The sequence below is a fragment of the Paraburkholderia xenovorans genome (genome assembly GCF_046030735.1).
Lineage (GTDB): Bacteria > Pseudomonadota > Gammaproteobacteria > Burkholderiales > Burkholderiaceae > Paraburkholderia > Paraburkholderia xenovorans_A.
In genome coordinates this window covers 1-13,292 of sequence record NZ_JAQQBV010000070.1, presented here as the reverse complement: position 1 = coordinate 13,292, position 13,292 = coordinate 1, and the positions used below count along the sequence as shown (strand labels likewise).

12 protein-coding genes are annotated in these 13,292 nt (G+C 55.2%); 4 read left to right on the top strand and 8 right to left on the bottom strand.

Features of this window, described 5'->3' with window-relative positions:
• Positions 1–268: 268 nt before the first annotated feature.
• Complete coding sequence (locus PQQ51_RS33600) at positions 269–1,684, bottom strand: KAP family P-loop NTPase fold protein (protein ID WP_408501503.1); 1,416 nt, start codon at positions 1,682–1,684, stop codon at positions 269–271.
• Between the two features lie 47 nt (positions 1,685–1,731).
• On the opposite strand from PQQ51_RS33600, the gene PQQ51_RS33595 reads away from it, so the two are divergent.
• Positions 1,732–2,082 (top strand): hypothetical protein, encoded by a 351-nt coding sequence (locus tag PQQ51_RS33595; protein WP_408501502.1) that lies wholly within the window; start codon positions 1,732–1,734, stop codon positions 2,080–2,082.
• Between the two features lie 226 nt (positions 2,083–2,308).
• On the opposite strand, the gene PQQ51_RS33590 is transcribed toward PQQ51_RS33595, so the two are convergent.
• The 6 genes from PQQ51_RS33590 to PQQ51_RS33565 form a co-directional block, all read right to left on the bottom strand.
• Positions 2,309–3,079 (bottom strand): DUF5677 domain-containing protein, encoded by a 771-nt coding sequence (locus PQQ51_RS33590; RefSeq protein WP_408501501.1) that lies wholly within the window; start codon positions 3,077–3,079, stop codon positions 2,309–2,311.
• A gap of 193 nt (positions 3,080–3,272) precedes the next feature.
• Positions 3,273–3,530, bottom strand: a complete 258-nt coding sequence (locus PQQ51_RS33585) for a helix-turn-helix domain-containing protein (protein ID WP_408501500.1) — start codon at positions 3,528–3,530, stop codon at positions 3,273–3,275.
• A gap of 91 nt (positions 3,531–3,621) precedes the next feature.
• Entirely contained in the window at positions 3,622–5,328 is a 1,707-nt protein-coding gene (locus PQQ51_RS33580; RefSeq protein WP_408501499.1) for a site-specific integrase, read from the bottom strand.
• Between the two features lie 285 nt (positions 5,329–5,613).
• Positions 5,614–6,516: a plasmid partitioning protein RepB C-terminal domain-containing protein gene (locus PQQ51_RS33575; RefSeq protein ID WP_408501498.1), complete on the bottom strand. Its 903-nt coding sequence runs from the start codon at positions 6,514–6,516 to the stop codon at positions 5,614–5,616.
• On the bottom strand, positions 6,513–7,415 hold the full coding sequence (locus PQQ51_RS33570) for a ParB/RepB/Spo0J family partition protein (protein ID WP_408501497.1): 903 nt from the start codon (positions 7,413–7,415) through the stop codon (positions 6,513–6,515). The genes PQQ51_RS33575 and PQQ51_RS33570 overlap by 4 nt, the downstream gene beginning before the upstream one ends.
• Entirely contained in the window at positions 7,412–8,977 is a 1,566-nt protein-coding gene (locus PQQ51_RS33565; protein ID WP_408501496.1) for a recombinase family protein, read from the bottom strand. Before PQQ51_RS33565 ends, PQQ51_RS33570 begins: the two co-directional genes overlap by 4 nt.
• Positions 8,978–9,847: 870 nt before the next feature.
• Here PQQ51_RS33565 and PQQ51_RS33560 point away from each other — a divergent pair.
• Both PQQ51_RS33560 and PQQ51_RS33555 read left to right on the top strand, forming a co-directional pair.
• Positions 9,848–11,434: a recombinase family protein gene (locus PQQ51_RS33560; protein WP_408501495.1), complete on the top strand. Its 1,587-nt coding sequence runs from the start codon at positions 9,848–9,850 to the stop codon at positions 11,432–11,434.
• Positions 11,435–11,577: 143 nt separating this feature from the next.
• A complete protein-coding gene (locus tag PQQ51_RS33555; protein WP_408501494.1) occupies positions 11,578–12,399 on the top strand; it encodes a hypothetical protein in 822 nt (273 codons plus the stop codon).
• Positions 12,400–12,410: 11 nt separating this feature from the next.
• On the opposite strand, the gene PQQ51_RS33550 is transcribed toward PQQ51_RS33555, so the two are convergent.
• Complete coding sequence (locus tag PQQ51_RS33550; RefSeq protein WP_408501493.1) at positions 12,411–12,767, bottom strand: hypothetical protein; 357 nt, start codon at positions 12,765–12,767, stop codon at positions 12,411–12,413.
• A 214-nt stretch (positions 12,768–12,981) separates the two neighbouring features.
• Between PQQ51_RS33550 and PQQ51_RS33545 the strand changes: the two genes are divergently transcribed.
• Positions 12,982–13,191, top strand: coding sequence for a hypothetical protein (locus tag PQQ51_RS33545; protein WP_408501492.1), 210 nt, complete (start codon positions 12,982–12,984; stop codon positions 13,189–13,191).
• Positions 13,192–13,292 lie beyond the last annotated feature (101 nt).

Sequence of the window (13,292 nt, the reverse complement as noted above, 5' to 3'; positions counted from 1 at the left end):
GTTATGTCAAGTTAACTGGACGGCGCCTGATCCGGTCTAGGGCCGTCGTTGGTTTGCATAAATCTGTTCCTACTTTTTGCATATATTTGTTCCCAACCTGGCAGGCGGAGATCATGAAAGTGCTCGGACGTAAAACTATGCTGTAAGGAGAGCGTGCAAATCCCCCCATTTTTCCGGCCGTCACAATTTCTGAAACCTGAATCTGCCGAAGGCTGGTTGCAGCAAGGGCGCCCGCCCGACTCCATGCCAAGGCTTTGACGCACGTGTGTCAGCTATCGCTAACATCAAGGCTAAGGTCAATTTGCCTCAACACCATTTCGATCGCCCTGTGGCGATGCCTATTCGCGCCCTCGCCAAGAATCGAGCTCGGTTCAAGGTCCAAGTTCGTGGCAATACTTGGACTTCCCGTTGCATAACTCTGTCTCAACGCATGTAGTTCGGTCAGGCACTGAAAATACCAATTCGGCGACTCACGCAACTTGGATGCAAGCTGGGGACTTTTCTCTGCAACGCGGAACTTATTTATCCAAGCAATGCAGTTTTTGTCAGCCTCAACTGAATTAACGAGCAAGCTTTCAAACAAATCAGGTTGCTTGATCTTTAACGTAATGAGGTAGGCTAGCAAGCCGGCGGAATCCTTGTCATGGGCCAGAGCAAACAGTGCACATGCTCGATCAACATCACGCAGTGACAACTTGGCACGGTCGACCCAAGGACACAAATGCCCTAGGAATTTCTTCACTGTCGGGTCAGTGTTTGGATTCGAAACATCAAATCCATATCGAAGGAGCGTATTCGGCACAAACCGGCTCGCAGCTTGATTCGGCAAACGGAAGAACAAATGAACAAATTTCCCGAGGTAGGCAGCCGCGTCCGTGTCAGCTCCGTATACCCCCTTGATGGCGCTCTGCAATTGTGAGCGGTTCATCAGCAAGACGAACACCAGATTTCCGATCTCAAAAAAGTGCTTAATCCGTTCGATTAGCCTGACGGCAAATGCTGGGTTACAACGATCCAGTTCATCGATGAAGACAACCATCGGTTTCGCTTCTTTGCTCGCAAACTCGCCCAATGCCGTCTGATAGCCTTCAAGGGACGCTTTCTCTTGCTCATGGTCTTCGAGCTTCCTTTCGACCCACTTTTCCGACGTTTCCACAGCCCCGTCCTTAGCTGCCTCGACCATTTTCGCGAGGTCTTCAGAGAGATCCATGGCGCCGAGCGCGAAACGCCCAGCGACGTTGATCAAGGCTTTTGTGCCCAACGGCAGGAGGGCCCTCATAACCGCAGCAGCCTTTTCCCGAAGCTGTCCTCCTATGCCCTTGTTGTCGTCGAGCAGGTTCGCCAACTCAGCGGCTATCAGCATAAACGGGTCTTCGATGTAGTCCTGCTCAAAGGCGTTAATAAAAACAACTTTATGGTCCTCTTTCTTGAGCTTTGCTGCCCAATTGTGACCGAACCACGATTTCCCCTGGCCCCACGGCGCGTCTATTGCCAATACGGAACCCACATGCAACCGTTCAACGAAACCAGTCAGCTTCTCAGCAAGTTGGACTCGCTCTAGGAGATCATCTTCGAATGGAGCCGATTCAGGGTCGAAGTGCCACCGCTTCGTCGCTAGAGGAAGGATGAAATTGTCAAGTCTGATCTCCGTACAACTATTGAGAGTTATAGCGAGCTGGTGCACCGCCATTTTCCGGCACTTATCATAGGATGAATCGTGGCGCGATGCGCATGGTCACCGACTACGATTCGGCACCATGCCCAAAGTCTCATGATGCTTCGACGACCCGCGATGGAAGCTCATCAGTCAACAAACATTCACGAGATATCGGTCAAGGAGTCCAGTATGGCAATGTCGACCTGCTGGATAACAAGTTTTCACTGTCATACGATCTTTATCGTGCTTCGCTCCACCAGGCGGTCGAAGTCAGCCACAGTGAAGCCGGCGTTCGATCGGGTGAACTCAGAGATGTAAAAGTCAACTTCGCTTCTCAACCAATCGCGAAGCTGCTTCTGCTCGCCGGGATCCGCCGCACGAACCTTTCGCAGCAGCTCTCGAATGCCGTCCGCTTCAGCAGGTGAAAACACGTTCCTTCCCTTCATGTCGGTGCCTCGCGTTTTCCCACCAGTAGATTGATCGGCGCCAATCATGAGCCGTCAATCTTTCGAATGCGTGCTGCCCATGCCGCAAGCGTAAGTGCGGTGAATCCCCGGACGACGTACCAAACAAAAAAGTTGCTTAGCTTCGAGCAATGCGAGAACAACCCGTCAACAAGCGATCATTTTCGTACAGGAGTTGTGCTGACTCTCAGAGCATGGAGTCGGAGCCTCCCTGTAACCGTTTTTCCCACTTCCACAGCTCGGCGAATAGGTCTGCGATCCGATCTACAGATACGCCCGCGACCACGCGTTTTATTGCCAAAGCCGCACGAAACAGACTCGTTCCGATTGCCCAGATGCAATTCTCGGCTTCCTGCTGCACTACAGGTTTGTCATAAACAACTCTCGGAACGGCGGTACGTGCGTCTACATGGTGTCCTTGTAGAAGCTTGAGATCATTGTGAGTCTCCAGCGACAGAAGCCAATAGTCGGTAAAGTAGCTGTCAAGCATACCTGCACGTCGAAACCGTTCGAAGTCCGACAAGGGAGACACTCCCGCACTTTTGTATGCGCTCAGCTCTTTCGCATAGCGTTGTTGCTGCTGCACCAACCCATATCTTTCAATGAGCCGCGTTAATGAAGAGTCCGGCCGTGCATCATCGATTACTCGCTTAATCAGTCGAGCGCTCTCGTTGCTCGTCGTGCATGCCATCCGGGTGTGGTATTCCCTATCGGTCGCCAGATTGATCAGGTCTGCAACAGCGCTTATAAGCGGCCTAGTTACTATCCTCGTCGCAGGAATGTGCCCTGCTTTGACTAACATCAGGGCTGAGTTCGCCAATTCCAACGTGCGAAGGTAGAGAATCATCGCGTGCGGTGGTTGTTCCGATCCGTAAGAAAATCGTAGGGAGTCAATATCCGCGTAAAGCGCCGCATAGATGCCTTCGACAATTGAAAGTAACTGAATCGTGTCATCCATTGCTTTGATGCCCCTCGCCTATTTTTCCTACGTCAATCTATTGCACGAATTGAGTTGATCGATGCACGTCACGTCAGGCAGGTTCAAAGCATAAGTTTCGAGCCGGCACGTTAAATTGCATTAGCGACGCCGATCCGTACGCTATTGCTTTCCCGAGTTTAAAGGCTCACGTTAATACGCTTAGAGGACGAACTTATTTGTTGAACTTGAGATCAGCCAGCCATTTCCGCATCTCCGCTTCACTGGCGCCGCGAAATTGACCGACCAGGATTCTCGATAGCTCCCCTGGAGTCATGCCGAGCATGTCTGCCGCGTAATCCCTGGTCCACCCACGAGCGTTTATAACCTCGGTGATCTCATCTGCTAATTTAGCTTTCGCCTGCATTTCTTCCGCGGCGGCCATACCCAAATCGGCATAAACATTGCCGCTACTCGGCTCAATCCGGTTCATTTTTCCTCCCACCACCTATCCGGTGTTTCCAACTGCGGTCAACAACCCACAACATGTTGAACAACTGCCTGATCAATCCGCGCAACTGACCTCACCACTCGCGCTTAGCAAAAGCTCCTGCCATTTGCCGGCTTCGCTTGACATCATCGCCGTGCAGGTAGATTGACGTCGTCGAGATCGATGCATGACGGAGATTATCCCGCACAGATGTCAGTTCGGCACCGCCTGCGAGCGCATGCGTGGCGTGTGTATGACGCATCCAATGCGGGCTCGCCCGCCGCAATTTTTCCGCGAACGCCGGATTGTCAGCCTCGATAACCTCAGCTGTCTTGGCAAAGAACCGCTGAAGCACTTTCCAGAGCCGCACACTGGTAATGCCACCTGCATCGTCCGTAGCGAGATTCGGGATCAACGGAGTTTCCGGCTGCCACCGGCCCGGGGTGACCGGCAACTGGCGTTCGACCAAGTAACGGTCGAGCGCCGAGCGTCCAAGCGGCGGCAGCGCCACCTTCGCAGCCTTTCTTCCCTTCCCCACGACCTTGATCCAGTGATCGCCGCGCGGGTCCGACTCGATATCACCGAGCTGGGCGCCGACAAGCTCGCTTGCTCGCAGCCCCGTCGTATAGGCAAAGTCAAGGACAAAGCGCAATCGCTGTGCGGACGACGTATCCCACCCATAAGACCACTCAAGCCCGTCGGCAATCGTCCGTGCCAGCAGCCACTCGCCACCCGTAAAGGCGCGGGACGTGTCGAGCGTCGGCGAGCGGTCAGTACCTCGTACCTTGACGCCAGCGAACGGATTGGCCAGCAGATATCGCTGCTCGATCAGCCACCGGAACAGCGCCCCCAGCACCGACAAGGCATGAGCGGCGGAGCGTGCAGAAAGGCCACCCGAGAAAGGGCGCCAGTCTGCAGAGCCTCGCGGTCTTGCTGGTCCAACCCATCTCTCACGCGGCGTTGGGCGCCGCAGGAATGCGCGATAGGCGACCGCATCCTCGGTGGTGAACGACGACAGCGGCCGCCCCCGCTCGACGATCGCCCACAGGATGAGGCGCTCGGCCTCCTTGCGGTACGCGCGCTGCGTCGCCACAGACTCGTGCAGCGACAGCCACGCCTGAACGGCCTGGTAATCGTTGTCTGCATCGAGTGTGCAGGTGGCGCGCGGCGCGCGATAAGCGCCGGTCGAACCGTCAACCTCGTTGGGTAGCCGCAGTTGTTCCCACGGCACAATGCCACTGGCTGGCGAGACGGCGATGAGCGCCCTCGCCCGCTCCGTCAGTGCCGGGTACGCAGCGAAGAACGCCTCGATCTTTCGCGCACTGGCGGGGCCTAGCCCCGAAATCGCTTTCCACCACTGGCGCCGGCGCGGAATCCGTACGGTCAGATCTGCAAGCGTCAAGATAGCGTGCGCACGCAGGGTGGCGACCGCTCGCACCGGCAGCCAGATGCCGATGTCGTCGCTGATCTGTGGAACTGGCAGGCGTGCATGCCGCAGGATCTCGATGGCGTCTGCGATCGTTTTCGCCTCCCGCAAGCGCTCACCGTCAGGGTGCTTGAAAGCAGCGGAGAGATCCGGCCGGCCGACCTGCCGTGCGACCTTCGTCAGCCGCCGGCGGACGGTGCCGAGCACGCCACGCGCCGACTGCCCTGCCCCGATACGATCTGGCAGGTAGCGTTCCGCGGCTTGGCGGACCGGCATGCCGGCGTACCAGGCGCGCAGCATGGCCAGCTCATCGGCATCGGGAAAATCCATGGGACGAGATTCGGGCGAAGATGTCGGGGTAAGGCGCGTTTTCATGGACACCAGTTTGGCACAACGACAATGCTATTATGATAAGAGAAGTTATCTTAATAGTCACATCTTGCGTCCGTCCTGACGGCGACGCCGGCTGTCCACGATGGCGAACAGCCGCTTCCGGCGACGGTGAACGACTCAGGTCGACTCGAATCGACCGGTCGGCCTGCTGCTACTTTAAGGGCTGCTTCTTGCCGCACAACGGACGGCTGTGTGGTTGTGAAAACGCCAAGGTACTCTGAATTGTTTACAGGCCCATTCTCTAATTTTTCCGCATGGTCAGGAAAATCAGGTGGTCTCGGCAAAGTGACGGCGATCAAGAGAAACCGTCTCGACTACAACTCCGAATTCAGTGAGCAAATCCGGATAGTGTTGTTGCAGATGTCTGGTGACAGATTCGTTTTCTAGAAGCTTCGCGAGGTAACCTTTCGCCAGAACGAGATTCAGCACGTCTTGGCCGTAAGTCTGCTCAACAAGCCGGTATTGGGCTTGGAGATTACCCATTTCGCTCTCCATCCTTGCCATTTGTTCTGGACTGATTCCGGCCAGCCTGGCAGGTTTTTTCCCCTCGACGAGCCGAGCGACAGGTGTTGCCACCAGCAGAGCTTCTGCGTACGCAACCGTGACATTATTGGCCGCAACCATGAGTTCGACACACTCGACCTGTCGCGTCGGTTTCATTTTGCGAAGTACACGCGACAGGTCGGAAGAGAACTGCCTGTCTCCAAGTAGTTCGGCAGCCTCAGTGCATATACCTTTCAGGAGGGAAAGTTTTTTTAAGATCGAGGTGATATCAATCGCGAGCGCCTTGGCAAGCCGTTCTGGCGAAATGCCGCGATCCACCGCACGACAAATCATTATGTGTTCCTGGATTGTTGAAAGTCGGTTTAATCTATTGTTGTACGTGTAACTTTCGTCATCTGTCGCAACGAGGCAGACTGCGTCGACAAGTCCCAGATTCTGCATCACGAGAAGTCGCACGTGGCCGTCTAGCAACACGTAGTTTCCGGTAGCCTGGTCCATCGCAGTAACGGAGAGCGGTTCGATCAGACCGATCTCCTCAATAGACGCTTTTATCTGCCTGAATTTTCGCGAATCAAAAACAGTCGAAGGTAACCGGCGCGATGGCAGGATATGGTCGAGCGCGACTAATAGCGGCTCTGGTATGAAACCAAGACTTACGCCGGTCATATCGGACTCCGTCCAGACCAGACACGCTCAGCCAGATATTTAGGAAGTGTTGCCAGACCCTCTGCGCGCAGCAAATTGACAAAACTATCATCAGCCAGCAGCTGTTTGAGCGCGCCGACAACGAACACCAGTTTTTGATGAGCAAATTCTGCCTTTCTCACCATCGTCTTCTGGCGCTCAACTTCGTTCTGATACGTTCGCACAAGACTTGACGATGTTACGCTCGACGTCTTGTGCGACATGATACGGCTACCAGACCGTCCCAAGGTCTTACGTCGATCAATGATGCGGCGTGCATCCATTAACGCCTTGCCGCGCAATTTCCCCGACTCGTATGCATCTTGCAACGCAGCCTGTACGGCGGCATCATCGTCACCAGCACCCACAATCGTGAGTGCCGCGTTCAGCGGAATCATGCCTCTCTCAACGGCTACGACAAGTCGTTCCTCACCCTGATGCAGCAAGGCAAGGATACCTGTCACATAATGAGGATTAAGGCCGGTCTTCTCAGCAATCGATTTAGGTGTATATCCTCGCTCCTGTAATTGTCTGATACCGGAGAGCAACTCAATCGGCCGGCATGTGCGACGGGCAATGTTTTCCGCAAGGCTCATTATGAATGCGTCTTCGTCGCTTACATCAACGACCAGCGCGGGTATAGCCGCTTCACCAAGTGACCTGAAGGCTTTCAGGCGCCCCTCGCCACAAACCAGCAAGTATTTTTCAGTACCGTCACTGTTCAGGCGTCTCGTGACCTTGATGGGCTTCTTCAAGCCGATCGTCTTGATGTTGAGGACGATTTCGTTGAACACCTTGGCGTTGCGTTCTCGGGAATTGATAACTTCGATCTTGCTGACGGGAATCAGCTGTACCCCAGCGGGCTGCGAAAACTGGTTCATGCCACTCTCCTCAGACGGGCTCTCTCAGCCATGCCATAGAGATAGTCAAGCGTATCAAAGCGATAACATTCAAATTCCACCGGATTCTGATCAGCCAGACTGATCCGCGGCTGGCCGAAATCCAGCCGCGGAAGAAGATAGTAGTCCAGCGCGTCCGTGTTCTCCCGACCTAGTCGGACTGCCACAGTAATGTCGGGCAGCAGGCTTGTATCGAATCTTATTTTCCAATGACTTCGGCCGTTGTCGTGCGCCTGGCATCGAGCCAAAACTATGCATGCGGTAAATTCCCTGTTGATACTCAGCAGATCAGTTGCCGGATCGCGTAGCACGCTGCCACCAAGTTCTGCGATCTTCCTTTCGGTCTGAGCTACGATATCGGGATGCAGCGTGCGGAGAAAACGATTGGCCTCTATATACCGATAGTCGCGATCTGGCGTGAAGCCGACAGTCTGATAAGCACGAATCAGGCTCCCAAATCGATGCATGTAGACGGAGCTTGAAGGCATGCCCTCAGTTTCGTCGATTACCAGACCTGAAAGAAACCCTCTATTGCGATACAGGGTCCGTAGCCGTTCAATGAGCTCCTCATTGGAATAGCGTCGGGCTCGCGCCCGCATGATGCCCTGCGCGGTGTAAAACGTTTCGCTCGGTATGAGCGACTGGAAGGCTGCTTCTTTGCGAATCCACATGTCAGGCGGATTCACTACGCGTATCTTCTTGAGCTTGAAGGACACGCGGTTATATACATTGTTGCCAATGTATTTTTCGTTGGACAGTACTTCGCGGACGGTCGCCCTCGTCCAGTTTCGATCAAGGTCGGTTCGAACGGACATGCTATTGAGGCGAGATGCGATCTCGTATTCGTTGAGCGACCCATCAATGAACCAGTTATAGATAAGATTTACTATCCGAATCTCACTTTCAGGACCAGGCATCAGTACGACACGATCGGTTTGCAGACTTTTATGTTCGCCTCGCTGCAATTCACTTTTCATGATCCCGTGCTGGTCGATCAGCACGCGACGCAGCCCGTACCCGGCAGGCCCTCCCTGCCGGAATCCGAGTTCGATGAGACGACACTGGCCGGCGAATACCTTGGCGGAGAGTTCACGACTGTACTCGCCAGCCATTGCGCGCTTGACGCCCTTTACTATCGTGGAAACGGGCGAACCGTCGTTCTCGAACTGCTCCGCGCAATATGCGACGTGAATGCCTGCACGCCGACAGACGTACTCGTAGTAGGCGCTCTCATCCGCATCCTGGAATCTTCCCCACCTGCTAACGTCATAAACGAGAATTACGCTGAAGTCAGCCCTCCCGCTTTCCACATCACTGATCAGTTGCTGAAGTGCCAGGCGTCCGTCGATGCGCAAGCCGCTTTTCCCCTCGTCAGCATAGGTGCGTACGATCGTGAATCCGCGGCGCGCGGCATAATCGTTGATCCTGTCCCGCTGATTCTGCGTTGAATATTGCTGGTGCTCAGTGGACATCCGGACATATTCCGCAGCCCGGGCCGTAGGAGCCTGTGAGGCGATTGCATCGCTTGCGAGATCGAAAGACACCATTTTACTCCAGCCAGCATCTCGTTCTTGCCTCTGCCTCTGCGAAGTGCCGGGCACAGGGCATTGCACTTCCGACAGCGCATCTGCTTCACAGATAACGTCGTGCGGTTGGAACGGGTACAAACCAAAGGTAGCAGGGGCGGCAATAAAGTCGAATACGTCATCTCTTTGCAATTTGGGTCTGTGTCACCGTGTTACGCCGATAGCATGGTGATATACGCGATTAACACGTCTGTTTTTGCAACATCGCCCTCACGTGCCGGTAGCAGGACATAAACCCCCGACGCAACTGGGGCGATGAGCGATGACGCGTTCATGTTTGCAAACTTAAGGGCCGAAATCCTGATATTTCGATCGCGCTGTAGCACGCAATTTCGCACGCGATAGTCCGGATGAGTTGCGCGATACTGTCGCCAATATTCGGGATGGCTAGCGCGCCAACTGGCCTGAGCGCGCGCCTGGTTATCGCGGTAGTCTGGATCGACTCGCAATTGCTTTCGCTGCCAGCGCCGCCTTCGCTCACGCTGGCAGTCTGGGGCCGAACAGAAGTGCTGGTTCGGAACGTGAGACAGTGGCGAAAAGAGAAGACCGCAAGCGAGACAACGGCGAGCGTTGTTCATCACGCACTCCCTTATTTAGGTAGCTGCCTAACCATCCGCAATATTCGATACCACCGACGATTCGCAAGACCGCGAAAACAAGCACAGAACAATCGACACACAAGAAATTCGATGAAAGAACGGCCATTACCTGTCTGACAGGACTTGCACGCGTGTGGGGAATCGATATCGGCAGGCCACGAAGTCGGGTCGTCTTGACTTTCTACGCAACAGCACTATCACTAATCATCGCTGTCAACCGGTACGCCAAATGCTGTCCACCAAGGGCCGTAAGTCCGGTGCTATCGCGCCGGTTCGGGCCGCGCAGTACGTGCGCATGTCCACCGATCATCAGCAATGCTCTCCGATTTTCCAGCGACAGGCGATTTCTGAATATGCATCGACCCACAACATCCGGATTGTTCGGGACTACGAAGACGCCGGTATCAGCGGGCTTACCCTCCGTGAGCGCCCAGCGCTGACCCAATTGCTCAGAGACGTGGAAAGTCCGGCGCGCAAGTTCACCATCATCCTCGTCTACGATGTAAGCCGCTGGGGACGGTTTCAGGACGTTGATGAGGCGGCTTTCTATGAATATGCCTGCCGCCGCGCCGGCGCGAAGGTCATCTACGTCGCAGAGCCTTTTGAAAACGACGCGAGCCCGGCAACGTGCGTTATGAAAGCACTCAAACGCGCAATGGCAGGCGAATTCAGTCGCGAAATTTCGCGCAAGGTATTCCTCGGCCATTGCGTTAACGTTGAGCGCGGCTACCATTCCGGCGGCCCGCCGGGATACGGTTTGCAGCGTGTGCTGGTAGACGCCCAGACCGGCACACGCCGAGCGCTTTTGCCGTACCAGTACAAAAGCCTCCAGACCGACCGCGTGGTTCTAGCTCCAGGCCCGCAGCATGAATTGGCGCTCGTGCGAAAAATGTTCGAGTGGTACGCCACTCGCAAGACCACAGCAACAGACATAGCGCGCCGACTTAATGACTTTGGCATTTGCAACGGCGCTGGTGGTCCGTGGTTACCTCGAAATATTCTCCAGATTCTGCGCAACGAAAAGTACATTGGCACGAACGTCTACAGTCGGACATCATCAAAGCTTGACGCGCCTTGGGAGCAGTTGCCTGAGGGAGAGTGGATACGTGTGGCCGCTGCGTTCAAACCGGTCGTCAGCGTAAAGCTCTTCGAAGCCGTCCAACGCAAACTCTCCCGCATACGGCAAAAACCTGGTCGGGACGAAATTCTGTCGGACCTGCGCAAGGTGATCGAGAAAGCAGGAAAACTGAGCCAGGCAACTTTGAAACGCTATCGAAGCGCGCCAAGCGTCGAACGTATCATGCGGGAATTTGGCAGTCTTTACGGTGCATATGAGGAAGTCGGATACTCGCCGCCCCTGAATCCCGAACGATCGCGGAACCGGCTCATTGAGCAGAAAACAGAACGCTCGCTAGTTGAAATCACTATGGAGGTCTTGAAAGAGCTTGGGCATGACGTGAAATTTGAAAAGCACACGAATGTCATGTGCGTAGATAACGCGCTCAGGGTGCAGGTGGTCGTGCGCAGTTCGTGGCTTATCCGTGGCGAGTCACCCTATTGGGTAGCGCGCTGGCCGGACTGCTTCGCGATCGATTTACTACTTTATGCCCGCATTGAACGGTCAGCTCCGGAGTTGCTTGATTTTCATTTTTTTCCACGCGGCAGCCTCACCCCCGGGGAATACACGGTGATCTACCGCCAAGGGCGTTCACGATTTGAAGATTTTCGGCGTCCCGATTTGAGGTCGCTTGTTGAACTGCTGGAGCAGGTCCCGCTGGAAATGCTGGATCGCACTTCATTTTCGGGTGCGGCATGAAGGCCCATACAGCACAACTGACATCGACGGCTGCGTCAGGAAAGCGAACCTCAAAACTACGTCCCAAATGTGGGTGTGATGACGCCGCGCAAGGTCGTCGTAATATCAGCGAACCGGCAACGCGTAGACCCCTTGAAGGGCGAATGCGTGAAGCAATCCAACGGGAATGTGATCGGCAGCGCGTCGCGGTCTTGAGCAAAGAGGCCGCCGATGCGCGAGTCAGGTCCCTTGAATCTATTCTTGGAGACCTGACTTGCCAGGCGCAGTTTGTCGACCTTCTAAGGGCCACGGGTTTCGGACAAATCCTGCGCCTCATTTACGAACGACTGAGGAAGCAGGCTCGCAAGATTGGCGCGAATGCGACACCGTTGGTCGTAGGCACAGGCCTCGCCGATCGCCGAGTCAGCGCGGCAATCAACGAAAAGGAGCCCCCGGTCATCTCCGACAGCGGACAATTCTGCGTAAGGACACGCCAGGCGCTCGCCCGGATGACGACGCTGCGGCAGATCGACGTCATAAATCTGATGTGCTCGTCGGGCAACTACGCTGGAGACTTTGCACAGGCGCTATTAGCTGCAACGTCCAGAGACCAACGAGTGGTCGTACCGCGCGAGCTCCACTACGACCAGAATCGTACCCGGAGCTTCGCGAGAGTTGAAAAACGGCTGGTCCGTTTTCATCAAAGAAATCAGCTGCTGTCAGTGGGGTACAGCGAGAATCTGATCTTCCTCGCGGTCTGTTGCAGCTATGTCCGCAGCCTGATGCAGTGCCATGACGTTGTTGTCTGGCTGAAGTCTCGTTACCCGCTGCACGCTGCCGCTCTGGCCCAGGTCGCAACCTATGCAGATTGTGCAAAGGAGCCGAAGCGATCGATGAAGTTGCCTTACATCCGCAACAACTCCACAACCGTACTTGCGCCTACAGCCAGTAGACCATGTAGTCGCGGTCGCAGCCGCACGTTGTGAGGGATTCAATATCACCGGCTGCCGACGAGTTCCGTCAGGCAGTGTTGGTAGACGTTCTGGGCTATGGGTGACCGGAAATCAAGTCTCAGATTCTCGCAGAACATCGCACTGAGTTGGCTTGGGCCAAACGAAACCGGAGTGATCAACGCCAGTTGCTCTGCGATCCGGCGGCCGCGACTTGCAAGCATCACGCGCCCGATGACGTCTGTTCCTCTGCCATTGGTGGCAAACCATATCTTCGTTGACTCAACAACATGATCGGGTGACAACCATTCTCCGGTCGTCTGCCGCGCCACGAAGTGCGAGACGACGAGATATGTCAGCAATTCTGCGCGAGCGCGTAGATCGAGATTAAACGGATTGGTCAAAATAGCACCGTCTTTGCAAATGACACGGGAAAGTCTCTCGCGTCAGCGAGTGATCTACGAGGCAGTCCGAAGGTCAGCGGACTCCTTGGGGGCACACGCAGTCAGATTGGTATCATGAACTCATCCGGCTAACGCAAGGCTTGTGAACAGCTATCATAGGATGGGGTGGAAACCCCAACCCACAGATTCTGCGGCCAGCGCCGAAAATTCTCCTATGAACGACGATGACCCACTCCGCCCCGGGCACCCTCACTACAACGAAGCAGTAGCCCTTGAACTAACAGTCCGCACGATGCGCCGCGCGCAAGGCAAGAAAAACCTTGAGGATGTCGCCCGCGGCACGCCTGAATGGGAAGCCGTGGCCGAGGACTTTCTACGGGACTTGCGTCGGGCCGTTGGTGATGATCCAGATCGCCCCGGTTGATTCCCGGTTGGGTTACCAGAATTGTGAATGTTCGGCACGTCCGGTGGACAGTACTTGCGGATCGGCGAGACTGCCCGACTCGCGATCACGAACAGCAACTG